This is a genomic window from Neoroseomonas soli (assembly GCF_018129065.1).
Classification (GTDB): Bacteria; Pseudomonadota; Alphaproteobacteria; order Acetobacterales; family Acetobacteraceae; genus Neoroseomonas; species Neoroseomonas soli.
In genome coordinates this window covers 12,885-32,112 of the sequence record NZ_JAAEDM010000059.1, presented here as the reverse complement: position 1 = coordinate 32,112, position 19,228 = coordinate 12,885, and the positions used below count along the sequence as shown (strand labels likewise).

General features: G+C 70.7%; 18 protein-coding genes. 3 read left to right on the top strand and 15 right to left on the bottom strand.

All coding sequences use genetic code 11. The features are described from left to right. The 13 genes from GXW76_RS18265 to dusB all read right to left on the bottom strand — a co-directional run. Nucleotides 1–516: VCBS domain-containing protein (locus GXW76_RS18265; RefSeq protein ID WP_211863532.1), on the bottom strand; the 516-nt coding region annotated here is incomplete at its 3' end. A 235-nt stretch (nt 517–751) separates the two neighbouring features. Beyond that, a complete protein-coding gene (greB, locus tag GXW76_RS18260) occupies nt 752–1,300 on the bottom strand; it encodes a transcription elongation factor GreB (protein WP_211863531.1) in 549 nt (182 codons plus the stop codon). Further along, nucleotides 1,297–2,124 (bottom strand): inositol monophosphatase family protein, encoded by an 828-nt coding sequence (locus GXW76_RS18255; protein ID WP_211863530.1) that lies wholly within the window; start codon nt 2,122–2,124, stop codon nt 1,297–1,299. The genes greB and GXW76_RS18255 overlap by 4 nt, the downstream gene beginning before the upstream one ends. Then, nucleotides 2,121–3,449, bottom strand: a complete 1,329-nt coding sequence (hflX, locus tag GXW76_RS18250) for a GTPase HflX (RefSeq protein ID WP_338150989.1) — start codon at nt 3,447–3,449, stop codon at nt 2,121–2,123. The genes GXW76_RS18255 and hflX overlap by 4 nt, the downstream gene beginning before the upstream one ends. Next, nucleotides 3,421–3,753 carry an RNA chaperone Hfq gene (gene hfq / locus GXW76_RS18245; RefSeq protein WP_211863529.1) on the bottom strand — a complete coding sequence of 111 codons (333 nt, stop codon included), beginning with the start codon at nt 3,751–3,753 and terminating at the stop codon, nt 3,421–3,423. Before hfq ends, hflX begins: the two co-directional genes overlap by 29 nt. Before the next feature lie 93 nt (nt 3,754–3,846). After that, nucleotides 3,847–4,500 carry an HAD family hydrolase gene (locus tag GXW76_RS18240; RefSeq protein WP_211863528.1) on the bottom strand — a complete coding sequence of 218 codons (654 nt, stop codon included), beginning with the start codon at nt 4,498–4,500 and terminating at the stop codon, nt 3,847–3,849. Next, complete coding sequence (locus GXW76_RS18235) at nt 4,497–4,907, bottom strand: ester cyclase (protein ID WP_211863527.1); 411 nt, start codon at nt 4,905–4,907, stop codon at nt 4,497–4,499. Before GXW76_RS18235 ends, GXW76_RS18240 begins: the two co-directional genes overlap by 4 nt. Then, complete coding sequence (locus GXW76_RS18230) at nt 4,904–5,776, bottom strand: D-amino-acid transaminase (protein WP_211863526.1); 873 nt, start codon at nt 5,774–5,776, stop codon at nt 4,904–4,906. The genes GXW76_RS18235 and GXW76_RS18230 overlap by 4 nt, the downstream gene beginning before the upstream one ends. An 11-nt stretch (nt 5,777–5,787) precedes the next feature. Next, nucleotides 5,788–7,206, bottom strand: coding sequence for a nitrogen assimilation response regulator NtrX (ntrX, locus tag GXW76_RS18225; protein WP_211863525.1), 1,419 nt, complete (start codon nt 7,204–7,206; stop codon nt 5,788–5,790). Continuing rightward, nucleotides 7,196–9,526, bottom strand: a complete 2,331-nt coding sequence (locus GXW76_RS18220) for a sensor histidine kinase NtrY-like (RefSeq protein ID WP_211863524.1) — start codon at nt 9,524–9,526, stop codon at nt 7,196–7,198. Before GXW76_RS18220 ends, ntrX begins: the two co-directional genes overlap by 11 nt. 18 nt (nt 9,527–9,544) lie before the next feature. Next, the gene (gene ntrC / locus GXW76_RS18215) at nt 9,545–10,987 is read right to left on the bottom strand and encodes a nitrogen regulation protein NR(I) (RefSeq protein WP_211863523.1); all 1,443 of its coding nucleotides are present in this window, start codon (nt 10,985–10,987) and stop codon (nt 9,545–9,547) included. Further along, nucleotides 10,984–12,120 carry a two-component system sensor histidine kinase NtrB gene (locus tag GXW76_RS18210; RefSeq protein WP_211863522.1) on the bottom strand — a complete coding sequence of 379 codons (1,137 nt, stop codon included), beginning with the start codon at nt 12,118–12,120 and terminating at the stop codon, nt 10,984–10,986. The genes ntrC and GXW76_RS18210 overlap by 4 nt, the downstream gene beginning before the upstream one ends. Beyond that, nucleotides 12,117–13,193 carry a tRNA dihydrouridine synthase DusB gene (dusB, locus tag GXW76_RS18205; RefSeq protein WP_211863521.1) on the bottom strand — a complete coding sequence of 359 codons (1,077 nt, stop codon included), beginning with the start codon at nt 13,191–13,193 and terminating at the stop codon, nt 12,117–12,119. Before dusB ends, GXW76_RS18210 begins: the two co-directional genes overlap by 4 nt. A 173-nt stretch (nt 13,194–13,366) precedes the next feature. On the opposite strand from dusB, the gene GXW76_RS18200 reads away from it, so the two are divergent. From GXW76_RS18200 to GXW76_RS18190, 3 genes are all read left to right on the top strand, one after another. Further along, nucleotides 13,367–13,756: a DoxX family protein gene (locus tag GXW76_RS18200; RefSeq protein ID WP_211863520.1), complete on the top strand. Its 390-nt coding sequence runs from the start codon at nt 13,367–13,369 to the stop codon at nt 13,754–13,756. A gap of 36 nt (nt 13,757–13,792) precedes the next feature. Continuing rightward, nucleotides 13,793–14,947, top strand: coding sequence for a bifunctional 2-C-methyl-D-erythritol 4-phosphate cytidylyltransferase/2-C-methyl-D-erythritol 2,4-cyclodiphosphate synthase (locus GXW76_RS18195; RefSeq protein ID WP_211863519.1), 1,155 nt, complete (start codon nt 13,793–13,795; stop codon nt 14,945–14,947). A 92-nt stretch (nt 14,948–15,039) separates the two neighbouring features. Continuing rightward, nucleotides 15,040–15,738, top strand: coding sequence for an HD-GYP domain-containing protein (locus GXW76_RS18190; RefSeq protein WP_211863518.1), 699 nt, complete (start codon nt 15,040–15,042; stop codon nt 15,736–15,738). A gap of 138 nt (nt 15,739–15,876) precedes the next feature. On the opposite strand, the gene GXW76_RS18185 is transcribed toward GXW76_RS18190, so the two are convergent. Then, complete coding sequence (locus GXW76_RS18185; RefSeq protein ID WP_211863517.1) at nt 15,877–17,568, bottom strand: putative bifunctional diguanylate cyclase/phosphodiesterase; 1,692 nt, start codon at nt 17,566–17,568, stop codon at nt 15,877–15,879. 502 nt (nt 17,569–18,070) lie between these two features. Continuing rightward, nucleotides 18,071–19,171: a Hint domain-containing protein gene (locus tag GXW76_RS18180; RefSeq protein WP_211863516.1), complete on the bottom strand. Its 1,101-nt coding sequence runs from the start codon at nt 19,169–19,171 to the stop codon at nt 18,071–18,073. Nucleotides 19,172–19,228: the final 57 nt, after the last annotated feature.

Sequence of the window (19,228 nt, the reverse complement as noted above, 5' to 3'; positions counted from 1 at the left end):
GTCGTCGGCATCGGTCGCGGTGACCGCACCGCCCGTCGTGGCGTCCTCCAAGACCCCCGCCGTCGCGTCCTGCGCCTCGGGGGCATCGTTCACGCCGGTGACGCTGATCGTGACCGTCGAGGTGGAGATGGCACCATTGGCCAGACGGATCGCGTAGTTGAAGACCACATCCGTCGTCTGGCCCTCGCCCAGGTGATCGTAGCCGGGGCCGGTGGGGTTCTCGCTCACCTTGAGAACGTAGTAGCCGGAGCCGGGGGCATTGGGGTCTTCGACGATCTCGACGAGCAGGCGGCCGCCATCCACGAGGACGGCATCGCCATAAGCGGTGCTGACCGACAGATCCGCCTGGTTCAGGGACCAGAGCCGCTTCGCCCCGCCCCCGAGGTCATTGGCCAGCACGTCAATGAATTCGTAGCCGTCCTCGCGCAGCGCGCCGCTATCGGCCTGCGCCTGCGGCGCCAACTGCCGGGCGACGACCTTCACGCCGCCTGGCGACACGCTCTTGGTCCCGGACATCACGCTTCCCCTCGCCTATGGCCCAAGCATGGCCCGCCGTGCTCACGGCTTTGAGAGGAACAATTTTCGATAGGTTAACGGAAAATACAACAACAAACTCTGCTGTAGAAATTCATGAAATCAGCATTCGTTTTGGATCGCCCGTCTTTGCCGACCTGAGTGATTGGTTGTCCACCGCAGGGAGCCTGAAGCCGTCGCGTCAAAGTAAGGCAGATCAATACAAGCAGTAATTGTATTATATTTCACTCATGCGCGCAGATGGATAAAGGATAGTGACAATCTCAACTTCCTCGACGCCCCCTGGCACCCTGACCTTCCGCACATCCCCCACCCGCGCCCCAAGCAGCGACCGCGCCACCGGTGCCACCCAGGAGATATCCCCGCGATCCGCATCCGCCTCGTCCACCCCGACGATGCGGATCGTCACCTCCGCATCGTCCGAGAGCCGCGCATAGGTCACCGTGGCGCCGAAGAAGACCTGGTCGCGCTTCGTCTGCTGCGCCGGGTCCACCACCTGCACGCGGTCCAGCCGCTTGCGCAGGAAGCGCACGCGCCCGTCGATCTGGCGCAGCCGCCGCTTGCCGTACTGGTAGTCGGCATTCTCCGAGCGGTCGCCGAGGCTCGCGGCCCAGGAGACGATTTCGACCACCTTGGGCCGTTCGTCCTCCCACAGGGCGCGGATTTCCTCGCGCAGCGCCGCGGCGCCGGCGGGGGTCATGTAGAAGGGCGTGCCGGGGGGCAGGCCGGGCGGGCCCTCATCCCCGTCGTCGTCGTCCTCGCTCATGGATCGAGCAGGGCGTGCCGGACGGCATCCCAGGAGGCGCGGTCGGGCGCACAGATCAGCCCGCCGTCGCGGTGCGTCGGGAGGTAGTCACTGCCGTCGAAACGCCGGGCATAGCCGCCGGCCTCGCGGTGGATCAGCCAGCCCGGCAGGTGATCCCACGGCATCAGGCGGTTGTAGAGCAGCACATGCCCATGCCCGCCTGCGATCCAGCGGTATTCATGCGCGGCGCAGCGATACCCCAGCACGGCGGCGAGGCGCGGGAAGCGCGAGGTCACCCGGCTGCGCAGCGGCTCCCCAAGGTAGGTCCAGGATATGGCACCCACCATCTCGGCCAGCGGCACCGGCGCGGCGACGCGCAGGTCCATCCGGTGGCGGCCTTCCGCATCGGCGATCCAGGCCCCCTCCCCGCGCAACGCGATGGCGGTGTCGTCGCCGAGCGGGTCGTGGATCCAGGCGGCGACCACCTCCCCGCCCGCGACCGCGGCGGCCATGGTGCCGAAGACCGGCAGGCCGGCGGCGAAGTTGGCCGTGCCGTCGACCGGGTCCACCACGAAGGCAAGGTCGGCCGAGGCAAGCCGGTCCAGCACGGAAGGATCCGCCGCGGCGGCTTCCTCGCCGACCACGGCGCAGCCGGGGAAGATCTTCGCCAGGCCGGCTTCGATGATGCGCTCGGCGGCCTCGTCGGCATCCGTCACCAGGTCGAGCGGTCCGGACTTGGTGCGGACCTCGCCCTGCGCGAGGCGGCGGAAGCGCGGCAGGATCTCGGCGCGTGCCGCGTCCCGCAGCAGGGCGGCGACCTCCGCCGCGCGGGTGGCGCCGATCATGCGCGTTCCTCGAAGCGGGCGCGGTTGGCGGAAGAAAGCCGGACGGTCAGCCGGATACCCTCCTCCCCATCCTTGCGGGAGAGCACTTCCCCATTCGCGTAGAGCCAGGCGAGGCGCGCGCCGTCGCTCGTCGGCACCGTCACGTCGATCGTCTCCAGCCCGGCGGCGAGGCGATCGTCGATGGTGCGGCGGAGGTCCTCGAGCCCCTCCCCCGTCAGCGCGGAAACCGGTACCGCGCCGGGCGCAAGACGTTCGACAGATTCGATCCCGCCAAGAAGATCGGCCTTGTTCAGCACTTCCAGGACGCGCGATTCCCAACCCTCGTCGAGGGTCGCGTTCGGCCCTTCCGCCATCTCCTCCATCACGCCGAGCACATCGGCGCGCTGCGCCGCGCTGTCGGGATGGGCGATGTCGCGGACATGCAGGATGACGTCGGCCGCGGCCACTTCCTCCAGCGTCGCGCGGAAGGCTTCCACCAGTTGCGTCGGCAGGTCGGAGATGAAGCCCACCGTGTCGGAGAGGATGCAGGTGCGCCCGCTCGGCAGTCGTATCGCGCGCATCGTCGGGTCCAGCGTCGCGAAGAGCTGGTCCTGCGCATAGACGCCCGCGCCGGTCAGCGCGTTGAACAGCGTGGACTTGCCCGCATTCGTGTAGCCGACGAGGGCGACGACCGGATACGGCACGCGTTCGCGCGCCCTGCGGTGCAGGCCGCGGGTGCGGCGCACCTGGTCGAGTTCGCGCTTCAGCTTCACGATGCGGTCGCCGATGAGCCGGCGGTCGATCTCGATCTGCGATTCACCCGGGCCACCCAGGAAGCCGAAGCCGCCGCGCTGCCGTTCGAGGTGAGTCCAGGACCGCACCAGCCGTGTGCGCTGGTATTCGAGATGCGCGAGCTCGACCTGCAGCGAACCTTCCCTGGTGCGCGCGCGCTCGCCGAAGATCTCCAGGATCAGGCCGGTGCGGTCGATGACCTTGCAGCCCCAGGCCCTTTCGAGGTTGCGCTGCTGCACCGGCGTCAGCGACGCGTCCACGACGACGAGGCCGACTTCCTGTTCCTTCAGGTCATCGCCCACCATCGCCACCTGGCCCTCGCCCAGCAGGGTCGAGGGCCGGCGATCCCGCAGCGGATAGACCGCGGAATGCACGATGGTGACGCCGATCGAGGCGGCGAGGCCGACGGCTTCCGCCAGCCGTGCCTCGGCCGCACGATGCCCGCCCGCGTCGCCGATTGCGACGCGGCTGGGCTTCTCGAATGGCAGGATGACGGCGGCCCGCGTCGGCTGGCCGCCATTGGCCTCAGTCGTTGGCGCCAGGAGCCACCTCACGCGTCAGCGTCATGCGGGTTTCCGATGCCGGCGACGCAGCAGCCTGTGCCCCGGCCTGTGCCCCGGCCTGTGCGGTGGCGTCGAACAGCATGATCGGCGCGCCCGGCATCACGGTCGAGATCGCGTGCTTGTAGACGAGCTGGGTGTGCCCGTCGCGGCGCAGCAGCACGGAGAAATTGTCGAACCAGGTGATGATTCCCTGCAGCTTCACGCCGTTCACCAGGAAGATCGTCACGGGGGTCTTGGATTTGCGAACGTGGTTCAGGAACACGTCCTGCACGTTCTGGGACTTCTCGGCGGCCATGGGACCGGTCCTTCTGTTCTTGCTGGTCACCGACCAGGGGCGGACCGGCGCAAACCATTTCCGGCCGCCGGCGGCGCAGTTTTCGCCGCGCCGTCAGCGAATGGCAAGGGAAAGAAGCCCGGCTTCCAGCGCATGGCCGTCGGCGAAGAATGCATCCGGCGCAGCCGCCGCGATGCCGCCGTCATGCGCCGCGTCGCCGAGCAGCACGGCGCGGCAGCCCGCCGCGCGAGCGGCCTGCATGTCGAGCGCAGTGTCGCCGACGTACCAGACCTCGGGCGACGGCGGCACGCCGAGCGCCTCCAGCGCCATCAGCAAGGGTGCGGCGTCCGGCTTGTCGCGCACCGCATCCCCGGCGCCGACCAGCGCGCCGAAATGCCCCGCCCATCCCAGATGCACGGCTTCCGCCCGCAGCAGCGGCCCCTGCTTGTTGGAGACGACGCCCTGCCGCGCGACCCGCCCCGCCGCGGCCAGCGCCGCCGCAGCCCCCGGAATGGGGACGACGACATCGAGGTGCCGGGCACGCACCTCTGCGTAGAATATCTCCCGCGCTTTCTCCCACTCCGCGCCGAAGAGAGGCGGGAAGGATTCGCGCAGGGACCTGCGGACATTGGCCAGCACCTGGGTGCGGTCCCATTCCGGCAGGCCGAAGGCGCGGAAAGCGGCGTTCAGCCCGGCCTCGATGGCCGCCCAGCCATCGACCAGCGTGTTGTCCCAGTCCCAGAGGATGGCGGTGGGGCGCGCGTTCATGCCCGCAACTGCCCGAGCAGCCCCAGCATGTCCCCCATCACCCAGAGGTGGCGGATCCGGCCCTCATCCAGGGTGAAGAAGCCCACGCCTTCCCACGCGAGTTCGCGCCCGGTCGGCGCGAATTCCAGGAAGGGCCCGGCATCGTGCCGGCCGGAGAAGCGCACCCGCGCCGCCACCTTGTCGCCATCCGTCAGCAGTTCCGAGACCTCGCAGCGATAGGTCGAGAAGGCGTGCCGCACGCTGCGCACATAGGCGCCGAAGGCCTCATGCCCGCGCATGGTCTGGCCGAAGGTGCCCTGGAAGGCGACGTCGTCATGCATCAGCGCGGGCATGCGGGAGAGGTCGCCCTGCTCCCACAGCTCCGCGTAGAAGGCGCGGACGACGGCGGCGTTGGCCTCGCCGTTCACGCCGCGTTCTTCAGTCCGCCCTTCACGTGGCGGGCGAAGATCTCGAACAGGCGGCGCACGACCGGGCCGACCTTGCCGTCGCCGACCGGCTGGCCGTCGATCTTCACGATCGGCTTCACGAAGGAGGTCGCGGAGGTGATGAAGGCCTCGCGCGCCTTGCTCAGTTCCTCCAGGGAAAACTGACGCTCCTCGAAGGCGATGCCGGCTTCCGCCAGTTCCGCCATCAGCGCGCTGCGCGTGCAGCCCGGCAGGATGGAGTGGTCGAGGTGGCGGGTGCGGATGACGCCGTCCTCGTCCACGATCCAGAAGGAGGTGGCGGCCCCTTCGGTGACCAGGCCGGTCGCCTCGTCGAACAGCACCGCCTCGGCCGCGCCCTGTTCGCGCGCCGCCTGGCGGGCGAGGCAGTTCGGCAGCAGGTTGACCGTCTTGATGTCGCAGCGCGCCCAGCGCAGGTCGGGATGGGTGATCGCCGCCGCGCCCCACTTGTCCACATCCGTCGGGTAGGGCGGGATTCGCTTGACCGTGACGACGATCGCCGGCGGCACCGGCTTCGCCGGGAACGGATGGTCGCGCCGGGCGACGCCGCGCGTCACCTGCATGTAGAGCAGGCCCTCGGTCACGCGGTTGCGGCGCGCGACCTCCCGCAGCACCAGGCGCAGCGCGGCACGGGACATCGGCATGGGCAGGCGGATCTCGCGCAGCGAGCGTTCCAGCCGGTCGAGGTGGCGATCCTCGTCGATGTACTTGCCGTCATAGAGGTGCACGACCTCGTAGATGCCGTCGCCGAACTGGTAGCCGCGGTCCTCGATGTTCACGCTGGCTTCGGGCTGCGGCACGTAGCGGCCGTTGACGTATGCGATGCGGGACATGCGGGGAGCTTTCAGGCGTTGCCGACGGTGCCGGGCGGGTTGGCGCGGTCCTCGGCCTGCACGCCGAGGAACTTGAGCTTCCGATGGAGCGCGCTGCGCTCCATGCCGACGAAGTTCGCGGTGCGGCTGATGTTGCCGCCGAAGCGCAGCAACTGCGCTTCCAGGTACTGCCGTTCGAACAATTCGCGCGCCTCGCGCAGCGGCAGGGTCATGATCTCGCTCGACCGGTCGAGCTTCAGCACGGCGGGCGCGGCGGCGCCGACCTGGGGCGGCAGCATGTCCGGGCGGATCGCCTCGCGCGCATCGCCGGGCGCCATGATGAGCAGCCAGTCGATCAGGTTGCGCAGTTCGCGCACATTGCCCGGCCAGTCATAGGCCTGCATGGCCGCGAGCGCGTCCTCCGAGAGTTCGCGCGGGGCCATGCCGGTGGTCTCGGCGGAACGCCCCATGAAGTGGCGCGCCAGCACCGGCACGTCCTCCCGCCGCTCGCGCAGAGCGGGCACGCGCAGCGGCACCACGGCGAGGCGGTAATACAGGTCCTCGCGGAAGCGCCCGCCGGCGATCTCGGCGGCCAGGTCCCGGTTGGTGGTGGCGAGCACGCGGACATCCACCTTCACCCGCGTGCCGCCGCCGATGCGCTCGAAGCCCTGTTCCTGCAAGGCGCGCACGATCTTGCCCTGGGTCTCCAGCGGCATGTCGGCGACCTCGTCCAGCAGCAGCGTGCCGCCATGGGCGCGTTCGAGCACGCCGGCGCGGCGCGGCTGCGCCAACGGGTCGGGACCGGCCTCGATGCCGAAGAGTTCCTCCTCGAAGCGGGCAGGGTTCAGCGTGGCGCAGTTCAGCACGACAAAGGGGCCGTCGGCGCGACGGGAGCGCGCGTGGATCATGCGCGCGGCCACTTCCTTGCCCGCGCCGGCCGGCCCGGTGATCAGCACGCGGGATCCGGTGGGCGCCACCTTCTCGATCGCCCCGCGCAACTGGCCGAGCGGGGCGGAGGCGCCGATCAGTTCCATCTCGGGCCCGGCACGCAGGCGCAGCTCGCTGTTCTCGCGCCGCAGCCGCGCCGCTTCCAGCGCGCGCGCGACGATCAGCAGCAGCCGGTCCGATTTGAACGGCTTCTCGATGAAGTCGTAGGCGCCCTGCTGGATCGCCTGCACCGCGGTCTCGATGGTGCCGTGGCCGGAGATCATGACGACCGGCACCTGCGGCTCCTCGGTATGCAGCGCCTGCAGGATGCCGAGCCCGTCCAGCCGCGAGTTCTGCAGCCAGATGTCAAGGACGACGAGCGAGGGCCGCCGCGCCCGGAAGGCCGCGATCGCGGCATCGGAGTTGTGGGCCTGCCGTGTCTCGTAGCCCTCGTCCGAGAGGATGCCCTCGATGAGGGCCCGGATATCGGGCTCGTCGTCGACGATCAGGATCTCATGCGCCATGCGCGACCTTCGCTCCCTCGCCGGCCTTCGTCGACTCCCCGCCCCCCTCGCCGGCCGTTCCCGCCGCGCGCAGCGGAAGGATCAGCGCGACCCGGGCGCCGGGGCCGTCCTCGCGGTCCTCCAGCACCAGCTGTCCGCGATGGTCCTCCATGATCTTCTTCACGATGGCAAGGCCAAGCCCGGTTCCTTTCGTCTTGTGAGTGACATAGGGCTCGGTCAGGCGGTCCCGTTCCTCCTCCGTCGGCAGCCCGACTCCATCGTCCTCGACGGTGATGCGGACCTCCGAGGCATCGGCCTCGACGCGCGCCGAGATGCGGCCGGCGCCCTCGGCGGCGCGCATGGCGACCGCATCGGCGGCGTTCTGCAGCAGGTTGGTCAGCGCCTGGCCGATCAGTCGCCGGTCGCAGGGGACCTTCGGCGCTTCACCGGCGAATGAGGTTTCATAGGTGATCTCGGGATGCGCGTCGCGCTGCAACACCAGCGCATCGCGCAGCAGCTGGTTCGCATCCTCCGGCCGGATCACCGGCTGGGGCATGCGGGCGAAGGCGGAGAACTCATCCACCATGCGGCCGATGTCGCCCACCTGGCGCACGATGGTGTCGGTGCATTGCTTGAAGGTGTCGGGGTCGTCGGTGATCTGCTTCAGGTAGCGCCGCTTCAGTCGTTCGGCGGAAAGCTGGATCGGCGTCAGCGGGTTCTTGATCTCATGCGCGATGCGGCGCGCCACGTCGGCCCAGGCGGCCTTGCGCTGCGCCGATAGCAGTTCCGTGATGTCGTCGAAGGTCAGCACGTAGCCTTCGATGCGCCCGCCCTGCGTCTCGGCGCCGAGGCGCGCGATCAGCGTGCGGCGGGCGGAAGGCGACCCGGTGCGGATCTCGGCGGTGTGCGCCCGGTCCGGTTGCGCCCGCGCGGCGGCGATCAGCGGGCCGAATTCCGGCGCGATGCCGCCGAGCGGCAGGCCGATCGCGGCATCGAGGTCCACCCCCAGCAGCCCCGAGGCCGAACGGTTCGGCAGGTTCACCCGCCCCTCGGCATCGAGGCCGACCACGCCGGCCGTGACGCCGGAGAGCACCGTCTCGGTGAAGCGCCGCCGCTCGTCGATCTGGCGGTAGGCTTCCATGAGTTCGGCCCGCTGCGCGCTGAGCTGGCTCGTCATGCGGTTGAAGGCGCGGGAGAGGCTCGCGACCTCGTCATCCGCCTCCCCTTCCTGCACCCGGGTCGAGAGGTCGCCCGCGCGCACCCGTTCGGCCGCGGTGATCAGGCGGGAGATCGGCCGCACGATCCGGTTGGCGATCAACAGCCCGAGCAGCACGGCGCCGAGCAGCACGAGCAGCGTGGCAATGGCGAAGATCAGCACGAAGGTGATCTGCAGGTCGCCGCGGTTGCGGTCGAGCCGGTCGTATTCCTGGAAGGCCAGTTCGGTCGTGCGCATGTGCTCGAGCACGCCGGGATCGACCGGGCGGCTGATCATCAGCAGCAGCCCCGGCGGGATGTTGAGCTGGACGATGGCGCGCACGCGCCCTTCGCCGCTTTCGCTCGGCAGCACCGCGACCTCGCCCGCGCGCGCCTGTTCCAGCGCCCAGGATGGCGGGATGTCCACCACCGAGCCCGTGGTGAGCCCCGCGGAGGCCACCACCTGGCCGAGCGTCGGTTCCACCACCAGCGAATCGGTCAGGCCGCGGATGGCGGTATGCGTCGCGAGCAGCCGGGCGAAGGCGATGCCGTTGTCGGGCAGCAGCACCGGCGCGGCGCGATTGAGGTCGTTCGCCATCGCCAGGATGTCGGCGCGGATGGTGTTGCGGTGTTCCTCGAGATAGGCGCGGGAGGCGACGAGCGAGGCCTCCAGCGTGTCGCGCACCCGGTCGCTGAACCAGGCCTGGATGCCGAGGTTGAAGAACAGCGCCGCGAAGCCCGCCACCAGGATCGATGGCCCCACCGCCACCACGCCGAACAGCAGCACCAGCCGGACATGCAGGCGCGACCCGGCCGACCCGCGCCGGCGTTCCACCCACATCCGCACCAGCCGCGCCGCCAGCGAGGCGACCAGCATGAGCAGCACGGCAAGGTTGGCGAGGACGATGCCCACCACCTGCCCCGGCCCGGCAGGCCCGAGCGGCGTCCCGCCGGAGAGCACGGCGAAGGTCGCGAGCCCCAGCACCAGCGCCACCAGCGCGAGGCCGATGGTCACGCCGCCGCCCTGCAGCGCCTCCCCCACCCGGCGGGTCCAGGTGGCATGGTCGGCCGCCTCGGCGTCGTCCTTGCGAGGGGCCTGGGTGCGCGCGACCGGCCGCGCGCCCCGGCGGCGGAACAGGCCCAACATGTCAGGGCCTACGCATGGTCACGACAGGCCGCGCACCACGGGCAGTTCGAGCTCGCGGATCTTCTTGCGCAGCGTGTTGCGATTGAGACCGAGCATGGCCGCCGCCTTGATCTGATTGCCCCTTGTCGCACCGAGGGCGAGGCGCAGCAATGGCCGCTCCACCTCGGCCAGGACGCGCTCATAGAGGTCGCGCACCGGCATCCCGTCCTTGTGCGCCGCCATGAAGGTCTGCAGGTGGCGCTCCACCGCCTGCTCCAGGGTTGCGGGGTGGGCCTGGCCGTCGGGTCCGGCGGGCTGGACGGCCTCGACCAGTTCGGCGGCGACGGCGTCGGGGCCGATCACCTCCTGCGGGTAGAGCGCGGCGAGGCGCCGCATCAGGTTCTCAAGCTCACGGGCATTGCCCGGCCAGGCATGGCCCTTGAGCGCGTCCAGCGCCTCGGAGGAGAGCTGCTTGCCCGGCAGGCCGGCGGCGCGCGCGCGGTCGAGGAAATGGCGCGCCAGCAGCGGGATGTCCTCCATCCGCTCGCGCAGTGGCGGCAGGCGGATGGGCACGACGTTCAGGCGGTAGAAAAGATCCTCGCGGAACAACCCCTGGCGGATCAGTTGCCGCAGGTCGCGGTGCGTCGCGGCGACGATGCGGACATTGGCCTTGATCGGCTGGCGGCCGCCGACGGTGGTGAATTCCCCTTCCTGCAATACGCGCAACAGGCGGGTCTGCGCCTCGGGCGGCATGTCGCCGATCTCGTCGAGGAACAGCGTGCCTCCGGCAGCCTGCTCGAAGCGGCCGATGCCGCGGTTGAGGGCGCCGGTGAAGGCGCCGCGCTCATGACCGAATAGTTCGGCCTCGATCAGTTCGCGCGGGATGGCGGCCATGTTGATGGCCACGAAGGGGCCGGTGCGGCGCTTGCCGTAGTCGTGCAGGGCGCGGGCGACGAGTTCCTTGCCGGTGCCGCTCTCGCCCGTGATCATCACCGTGAGGTCGGTGGTCGTGAGACGGGCGACGGTGCGGTAGATCTCCTGCATCGCCTGGGAACGGCCGACGAGGGGAAGCTTCTCGCCCTCCGGCTCCTGCACCGCGGCGCTCGGTTCGGCCGGGCTCGCCAGGGCGCGCTCGACCACCGCGAGCAGTTCCTTCAGGTCGAAGGGCTTGGGCAGGTATTCGAAGGCGCCGCGCTGGGTGGCCTTCAACGCTGTGGCGAAGGTCGATTGCGCGCTCATCACCACCACGCGCAGGTCGGGGCGCACGCGGCGGATGCGTGGGACGAGGTCGAGCCCGTTCTCGTCGGGCATCACCACGTCGGTGATGACGAGGTCCCCTTCCCCATCCTCCACCCAGCGCCAGAGGGTGGAGGCCGATGACGTCGCCCGCACCTGGTACCCGGACCGGCCGAGCGCCTGGCTCAGCACGGTGCGGATGGCGCGGTCGTCGTCGGCGATGAGGATGGTGCGGGCGTCAGTCATTGGGCGGTCCCGAGGCTTCCCGGCGGTGGGGTGGGCAACGAAAGCCGGAACACGGTCCTGCCAGGCCTGCTGTCGCACTCGATCAGCCCGCCCTGGTCCGCAACCAGTTTCGCGACGAGAGCGAGCCCGAGCCCCTGCCCGCCCCGCTTCGTGCTGACGAAGGGTTCAAAAACCGTGCCGCGGACTTCCTCGGCAATTCCAGGCCCGTTGTCGCGCACGCTCACCTGCAACGGGAGGTGCACGCGGTCGCTGGAACCGGGCACGGCGATGCGCACGCCATGATGATAGGCGGTGGAGAGCACGATCTCCCCGCCCAGGGGATCGACAGCCTCTGCCGCATTCTTCACCAGATTGAGCAGGATCTGCACAAGCAGGTCCCGGTTGCCCCAGACCGCCGGCAGGGAGGGGTCGTATTCCTCGACGATCCGCAGGTGGGAGGCGAAGCCGGTCGCCGCGATGCGCCGGACATGGTCCAGCACCTGGTGGATGTTCACCGGGCCGAGGTCCACCGGTCGCTCCGAGAACATGTCGAAGCGGTCCACGAGCCCACGGATGCGGTCGGCCTCGTCCTGGATCAGCAGGCAGAGCTCCCGGTCGCCCTCCCCCGCATTCTGTTCGAGCAGCTGCGCCGCGCCGCGGATGCCGGAGAGCGGGTTCTTCACCTCATGCGCCAGCATCGCCGCCATCGCCGAGGCGCCGCGCGCTGCGCCGCGGAAGTTCAGCTGCCGGTCGAGCATCTGCGCGGTCGAACCGTCTTCCAGCGTCAGCACCACGCTGCCCGGCAGTTCGGGCAGCGGCGCGGCGTGGACGCTGACGCCGCGGCGTTCCAGCCGCGGGCTTTCCAGCGTCAGGTCGTGGTCGGAGACGCGGGCCTCGAGCCGGCGCACCTGGTCGATCACCGCGAAGAGCCGGCTGTCCTCCGGCAACAGGTCGGCGAGGCCGAGTTGTGCCAGCGTGGAGGCGGAGGTGCGGAAGAACAGTTCCGCCGCCGCATTGGCGCTGACGAAGCGGTTCGCCTCGTCCAGCACGACGACCGGCACCGGGATCGCGCCGAGGATCGCCGTCGCGTCCGGCACCGCCTTGCCGCGCCAGGAGGCGGGCCGCACGGCACGGCGGAGCAGCCCGCCCTTCATGCGGCGAGCCGATCCTCGCCGGCTTCCCGGAAGGCGTCGCGCACCGCCTCGACGCCGCGCTCGATGAGCGGGTCGTAGAAGGCGTGGATCAGGTCGCGCACGGCATCCGGCGTATCGCAGCGGTTCACCTGCACGCGGAATTCGGCCGAGCCCGGCAGGCCCTTCGAATACCAGGCGACATGCTTGCGCGCGAGGCGCACGCCCGGGTCGCGGCCGTGATGCGTCAGCATGTCCTCGTAATGCTCGAGCAGGATGCGCTTCTGCTCGGCGAGCACCGGCTCCGCGCCATCGCCACCGGCGAGGCGCGCGGCGACGGCCGCGGGGAACCAGGGGCGCCCGTAGCAGCCGCGGCCGATCATCACGCCGTCCGCGCCGGAGCGGCGCAGCGCGTCTTCGGCGTTCTCCGCCGTGATGATGTCGCCATTGGCGATGACGGGGATCTTCACGGCTTCCTTGACGGAGCGGATGAAGTCCCAGTCCGCGATGCCGGTGTAGAACATCTGCCGGGTGCGGCCATGGACCGTGACCATGCGGATGCCGCTCTCCTCCGCGATGCGGGCGAGGCGCGGGGCGTTCAGGCTGTTGTGGTCCCAGCCCATGCGCATCTTCAGCGTCACCGGGACGCGCACGGCCTTCACCGTGGCTTCCAGGATGCGGGCGGCGGCGAGTTCGTCGCGCATCAGCGCCGAGCCGGCACTCTGCCCGACGGCCACCTTCTTCACCGGGCAGCCGAAATTGATGTCCACGATCGCCGCGCCGCGATCGACCACCAGCCGCGCGGCTTCCGCCATCGTCTCCGGGTCGCAGCCCGCGAGCTGGACCGAGGCCGGGCCGCCGAAGCCGTCCACCTCGGCCATCTTCAGCGTCTGCCGGTTCTCCCGCACCATGGCCTGGGAGGCGATCATCTCGCTGACCACCATCGGCGCGCCGAGGGCGCGCGACAGCCGCCGGAACGGCAGGTCCGTCACGCCCGACATGGGTGCGAGGATGACCGGGGTCGCGATGACCACGCCGCCGAGGTCGATCGGCGACAGGCCAGCCGGCTGGGGGCCGGCCTCGGATTCATTGCTCATGATTTGGGCAGAATAGGCGCTGCCCCCCTGTTCGGCAACTCCGCATGGCCGGAAATGCCGCTGAAACGGACAGATCAGCCGGATGATCCGCCGTCGCGGTTCCACCCGTTGATCGCCATCGTATGAGAAGTCATTGTCCGAGGCATAACCATAACAGTGCCGGGACCATCGCAATGCCAATTCTCGACCGCTGGGCGCCCTACGCGCTCGGCGTGCTTCGCATCGTCGCGGCCCTCATCTTCTTCGAGCACGGAACGCAGAAGCTTCTTGGCTTCCCCGCGGGGCCGAACGGCGGCGGCGGGCCCGCGCTGTTCTCCATCTACGGCATCGCCGGAATCGTCGAGATCGTGGGCGGGGCGCTGCTCGTCGTCGGGCTCCGGGTCCGGCCGGTGGCCTTCGTGTGCTCCGGCCTCATGGCCGCGGCCTACTGGATGGCGCATGCGCCGCGCAGCCCCTATCCCGTGCTGAACGGCGGCGATGCCGCCATCCTCTACTCCTTCGTCTTCCTGTACCTGGTCTTCGCCGGCGGCGGCGCCTTCGCGCTGGACAACCGCCGCAAATAGGCTAACGCCCCGGTCCCTTCCGGGCCGGAGCCACCGATGACGATCGACGCCCTGCTGATGGCCGCCGGCACCGGCACCCGTTTCGGGGCGCCGGTGCCCAAGCAGTACCTGCCGCTGCTCGGCAGGCCCGTGATCCGCCACGCCGCGGAGGCGCTGCTGCGCGGCGGCCTGGTCCGGCGCGTCCTGCCCGTGGTGGCGGAGGGCGAGCAGGATCGCGTCGCCACCCTGCTTGCAGGGCTGCCCGTGCTGCCCCCCGTCGTCGGCGGCGCGACACGGGCCGACAGCGTCCGCAATGGGCTGGAGGCACTCGCCGCCGACCCGCCGGCCATGGTGCTGGTGCATGACGCGGCGCGGCCGGTAGTGCCGGAGGGCGCCATCGCCGGGTTGGTCGCCGCGCTGGCGGCAGCCCCCGGCGCGATTCCCGCCCAACCGGTGTCCGATACGCTCAAGCGCGGCACGGGCGGGCGCATCCTCGAGACCGTCCCGCGGGAGGGCCTTTTCCGCGCCCAGACCCCGCAGGCCTTCCGCTTCGATGCGCTGCTCGCGGCCCATCGCGCCGGCGACGGCAATGCCACCGACGACGCCGCCCTGCTCGAAGCGGCGGGCCTGACCGTGGCCCTCGTGCCGGGGTCGGAGAGCAACGTGAAGATCACCTGGCCGGAGGACCTCGTCCGCGTGGAAGCCCATCTCGCCGCCCGCCTCATCCCCCGCATGGGCACCGGGTTCGACGTGCATCGCCTGGTCGAGGGGCGGCCGCTCATCCTCTGCGGCGTCACCGTCCCGCATCCGCTCGGCCTGTCGGGCCATTCGGACGCCGATGTCGGCATCCATGCGTTGTGCGACGCGATCTACGGCGCGCTGGCCGAGGGCGACATCGGCCGCTGGTTCCCCCCCTCCGAGGCGGAGTGGAAGGATGCCGACAGCGCCCGCTTCCTGCGCCACGCGGCGGGGCGGATCGCCGTGCGCGGCGGCGTGCTCGCGAATGCCGACGTGACGCTGATCTGCGAGCGCCCGAAGATCGCCCCCCATGCCGAGGCGATGCGGGCAAGGCTGGCGGAACTGCTCGGCGTTGCGGTCGGTGCCGTCTCGGTCAAGGCGACCACCAGCGAGCGGCTCGGCTTCACCGGCCGTGGCGAAGGCATCGCCGCCCAGGCCGCGGCCGTGGTGCTGGTTCCGCCATCCGAAGTATGAACGAATTTTCGTGAACCGGCGTCTTTTAGGAGACGCGGACCGCATCTAGATTGCAGGCTTGATCAGGGCGGTGGTGCCCCGTGACATCCGGCATGAATGCAATATCCCTGGTCCACGCAGAATTCGCCTCGGTCTGCCCGCGGTGCGGGCAGATGCGCGATGCGCAGTGCTGCGGCTCCGACCCTTGGCCCTGCATCTGCATCTCGCATGACGAGGCGCTCGAGGGCCTTGTCTCCCGCCTGATGGCGACGGACCCGGAGGGCCGCGAGCACCCGGTGCGGGTCGGGCGGATCTCGGCGATGTTGGCGGCGAGCCTCGGCATCGACGAGGCGCAGCAGGCCCTTCTCGAACGAGCGGCCGCGCTGCATGACATCGGCAAGATGTCGCTGCCCGAGGGCGTGCTCGGCCACCGACACGTGCTCGACCCCGAAGCTCGCCGGGTGATGGAGCGCCATACCGTGCTCGGCGCGAGCATCCTCGCCCATGCGCAGAGTTCCTGGATGCGGCTGGCCGCGGTCATCGCCCTGATGCACCACGAGCGCTGGGACGGCAGCGGCTATCCGGCCGGGTTGAAGGGGGAGGCGACCCCCCTCGCCGCCCGCCTGGTCGCCGTGGCCGATGTATATGACGCGCTGCGTTCCGACCGCCCCTACAAGGATGCGCAGGAGCATGGGGAGGCGCTGGCGCGCATGCTCGAGGGCGATGGCCGGATAGACCCTTCGCAGTTCGACCCCCGCGTGCTCGAGGCCCTGCGGAAGGAAGCCCCGGCGCTGGCGGCGATGCCGCGCTGAAGGCGCGCGCCCATGCGGGCGGCTGCGTTCGATGACATGCCTCGAAGCCGGCTGCTGCCGCTGCGCCCTTGATGTTGCGCGCCGCCGCCGCCGCACCGACCCCGCGCGCGACGGGTTGGGCGCTGCGCGCCGCCCGCTTCAGGCCATCACGGGCGCCGCGAGGCGGGCGATCACCGCGGGCACCTGGCTTCCCGGCACCGGCCGACCGATGAGATAGCCCTGCGCGGCGTCGCAGCCCTCGGCGAGCAGGGCGCGCAGTTGCGGCTCGGTTTCCACCCCCTCCGCCGTCACCGCGATGCCGAGGCTGCGGCCGAGCCCTGTCACCGCCCGCATGATCGCCATGGCGTCTTCGCCGGCGGGCAGGTCCTTCACGAAGGAACGGTCGATCTTCAGCCGGTCGAAGGGGAAGGCGCGCAGCTGCGTGAGGGAGGAATGGCCGGTGCCGAAATCGTCCATCGCGATACCGACGCCCCGGTCCCGCAGCGCCTGCAACTGCGCCAGCGCGGAATCACCACTGGCGAGCAGCACCGTCTCGGTCACCTCCAGTTCGAGGCGGCCGGGCGGCAGGCCGCTGTCCTTCAACGCGGAAGCGACCGTCGCAGGCAGCGCCCCGTCGTCGAGCTGGCAGGGGGAGAGATTGACCGCGACCTGCAGCCCCGCCGGCCAGGACGCCGCGGCGTGGCAGGCCTCCCTCAGCACCCAGGCGCCGATGCGGCGCATCAACCCGAGGCGCTCGGCGACCGGCAGGAACTGCGAGGGGCCAAGCAGGCCACGCTTGGGGTGGCGCCAGCGGATCAGCGCCTCGAATCCCGTGAGCCGGCCGGCAGGCAACGCCACTTGCGGCTGGAAATGGAGTTCGAACTGGTCGTCGGCCACCGCGAGGCGGAGCGCGGCCTCCAGCGCGCGGGTCTCCTGCCAGTGGGCGTCCATGTCGGGGCTGAAGCGGCGCCAGGCGCCATCGCTGCTGGCCGGCACCGCATGTCGCGCCATGGCGGCGCGGCGCAGCAGCAGGGACGCCTCGGACCCGTCGCCCGGTGCGACCGAGACGCCGATCCGCGGCGTCACCACCACCGTTTCCCCGCCGATGAGGTAGGGGCGGCCGAGCAGGTCCACCATCCGCCCGGCCAGCGCGGCGGCGTGGGCCGCGTCCGCGACCTCGCTCTGCAGCACGGCGAATTCCTCGCCTGCCATGCGGGCCACCAGGTCGCCGTCGCGCACCGCGGCCTGGAGCCGGCGCGCGGCGGCGCGCAGCAAGTCCTCCCCGATGGCGTGGCCGAGCACCTGGTTCACGGCGCGGATGCCCTCGAGTTCGCAAAGGAGCACTGCCGAGCCGACGCGTCGGCGTGCGGGGCGGTCGAGCGCGGCGGCAAGCCGAGCCTCGAACATCGCGCGGTCGGCGAGGCCGGTGAGCGGATCGACGCCGCCGCCCCCGGCGAGCGCCGTGTCGACGACGATGCTCAGCACCCAGGTGCCGGCGGTCGCGCGACGGATGCCGAACCGCAGACCCGGCGCACCGTCCAGGCGCAGGTCGGCGCCCGCCTCCGCCTCCGGCGTGGTGGCGTCGAGGCAGGCTGCGATCAGTGCCGCCGTCGCGTCGCGGTCGAGGCGCGGGCTGGCTTCGAGCAGTTCCGCGAGGCCATGGACGTGGCGCCCGGCGCGCGCAAGGCCCAGCAGGGCCCCGGCGCGACCGCTGACCAGGCCGACGCGCAGCCTGGCATCGAAGCTGACGACGCCCTCGGGCAGGGTCTCGAGCGCGGCGGCGGCGATCTGCCCCCTGCCGGGCGCCCTGTAGGGCCGCGTCGCCGTCCCCGCCTCGGCCATCCCGTCCATCGCGATCCGTCCGTCTTTACCCGGTCCCCTCGGCGCCGGCGTGGTGCTGCCGGTTCGGGTTCCGGCTGCCAATCTCGCCCGGCGCGGATGAACAAAGGATGGATAACGCATGGCTCCGTCGGCTCCCGGCTTGCCCTTCGCTTCGCGTTCCGCGGATCGGCAGGCGGAAAGGGTCGGGACGCCCCTCGCCGGGCGGCCCCAAGGCTTCATCGAGAAAGGCCAGAGCGCCTTCCGTTCGCCACGGCTCACGTTCGCCGCTCCAGATCATTGTTTGTGCGAGCATCTTCACCCGATCGGGTGAATCCACCTGATCGGGATCCGCGCTAAACCGCCTGCCGCAGGACCATCCCGACGCCGGATGCTTCGTGGGTGGCGCGGATCATGCCGATCGCATGGGACTGGCATGACCCATGGGTGGTGCAAGCCCCATGGGCCACGCCAATCGCACCGGCAGCACTGCCGGCGGCATGGACGGCGCCAGGGGCGGGCATGCGGGAACCCCTCACGCGGCCGCCCGCATCGGGGCGCCGCACAGCTCCGCGGCGCGGGCGGCGAGCCGCGTCAGCGTCGCGGCCGGCACTTGCCGGCGGGATTTTGCGTGCGGCAGGTCCATCTCGCCGATCTCGCGCCCCTCGGGGTAGAGGGCAAGGAATTCGGCGTGGTTGTCGAAGGCCTCGCGCGGGATGTTGTCGCAGAAGGTCTCGGTCGGCGCGCCGTTGGCGACGATAACCTCGTGGGCCTCGGTCTCGATGTGGAAATAGGTGAAGATCTCGGCCGGTGCGGGCGCGTCCAGGATCGACAGGCCGTTCACCAGCGCCTTCGCGAAGACCAGCATGCCGTCCACCACCATGCCGTGATGGGGGGAGACGTACAGGTCCCGCGCCGGCACATTCTCGGCGAGCGCACCGGCACGGATCAGGACGGGGGTGCCGAGCGCGCCGCGGGCGCTGCGCGCCCGCACCGTGCTGCGCCCGGCGAAGACCACGGGCACCGCGCGCCCGTCGGCGGTCAGCACCGGGTCCCCGATGCGAAGTTCCTCGACCGGCCTCTCCCTCTCCGGCGTGGCGATCATGGTGCCGGCGGTGAAGCAGGGGACCTCGACCAGTTCCTCCGAGCCGTTGAAGAAGGCGTACTCGACATCGTCGGCGACGAAGTCGCGCCCATCGTCGCCGTCGTTGACATTGCGGTCGACGACGATCCAGCCGTCTTCCACCTTTTCCCAGGTGTAGTCGCCGTGGGCGCCATTGAAGACGACGGTGTCGATGCCCTCGCCGCCAATCACCGTGTCGTCGCCGGGCTGGGCATCCATGAAGTCGTCGCCCGCGCCGCCGTTCAGCGTGTCGTCGCCCGGCCCGCCCTGCAGCTGGTCGTTGCCGTCGTCGCCGAACAGGAGGTCGTCGCCGTCGCCGCCGGAGAGGATATCGTCACCCCCTCGGCCCTCCATCGTATCCCCGCCGGGGCCGCCGCCGACGACGGCGACCGGATAGCCATCGGAGTCGAGCCCGTGATCCGCCTCGTCCGAGCCGACATAGCGGTCGGCATCCTCGGTCGGCGCATTGGGATCGCGCGGAACGCCGTCGGGAGAATACCAGGTGCCGGACATCGCGCGAGCCTCCACGAGCGATCGGGCCGCCCCAGCGGCAGCCGAAATTCTACTGTG

Excerpts from the sequence above, each read along its gene's own strand:
- GXW76_RS18195 (WP_211863519.1), top strand. The coding sequence starts at position 13,793 with ATGACGATCGACGCCCTGCTGATGGCCGCCGGCACCGGCACCCGTTTC.
- dusB (WP_211863521.1), bottom strand. The coding sequence starts at position 13,193 with ATGAGCAATGAATCCGAGGCCGGCCCCCAGCCGGCTGGCCTGTCGCCG.
- GXW76_RS18180 (WP_211863516.1), bottom strand. The coding sequence starts at position 19,171 with ATGTCCGGCACCTGGTATTCTCCCGACGGCGTTCCGCGCGATCCCAAT.
- GXW76_RS18190 (WP_211863518.1), top strand. The coding sequence starts at position 15,040 with ATGAATGCAATATCCCTGGTCCACGCAGAATTCGCCTCGGTCTGCCCG.
- GXW76_RS18240 (WP_211863528.1), bottom strand. The coding sequence starts at position 4,500 with ATGAACGCGCGCCCCACCGCCATCCTCTGGGACTGGGACAACACGCTG.
- GXW76_RS18210 (WP_211863522.1), bottom strand. The coding sequence starts at position 12,120 with ATGAAGGGCGGGCTGCTCCGCCGTGCCGTGCGGCCCGCCTCCTGGCGC.
- GXW76_RS18220 (WP_211863524.1), bottom strand. The coding sequence starts at position 9,526 with ATGTTGGGCCTGTTCCGCCGCCGGGGCGCGCGGCCGGTCGCGCGCACC.
- ntrC (WP_211863523.1), bottom strand. The coding sequence starts at position 10,987 with ATGACTGACGCCCGCACCATCCTCATCGCCGACGACGACCGCGCCATC.
- hfq (WP_211863529.1), bottom strand. The coding sequence starts at position 3,753 with ATGGCCGCCGAGAAGTCCCAGAACGTGCAGGACGTGTTCCTGAACCAC.
- GXW76_RS18255 (WP_211863530.1), bottom strand. The coding sequence starts at position 2,124 with ATGATCGGCGCCACCCGCGCGGCGGAGGTCGCCGCCCTGCTGCGGGAC.
- ntrX (WP_211863525.1), bottom strand. The coding sequence starts at position 7,206 with ATGGCGCATGAGATCCTGATCGTCGACGACGAGCCCGATATCCGGGCC.
- GXW76_RS18230 (WP_211863526.1), bottom strand. The coding sequence starts at position 5,776 with ATGTCCCGCATCGCATACGTCAACGGCCGCTACGTGCCGCAGCCCGAA.
- GXW76_RS18200 (WP_211863520.1), top strand. The coding sequence starts at position 13,367 with ATGCCAATTCTCGACCGCTGGGCGCCCTACGCGCTCGGCGTGCTTCGC.
- greB (WP_211863531.1), bottom strand. The coding sequence starts at position 1,300 with ATGAGCGAGGACGACGACGACGGGGATGAGGGCCCGCCCGGCCTGCCC.
- GXW76_RS18185 (WP_211863517.1), bottom strand. The coding sequence starts at position 17,568 with ATGGACGGGATGGCCGAGGCGGGGACGGCGACGCGGCCCTACAGGGCG.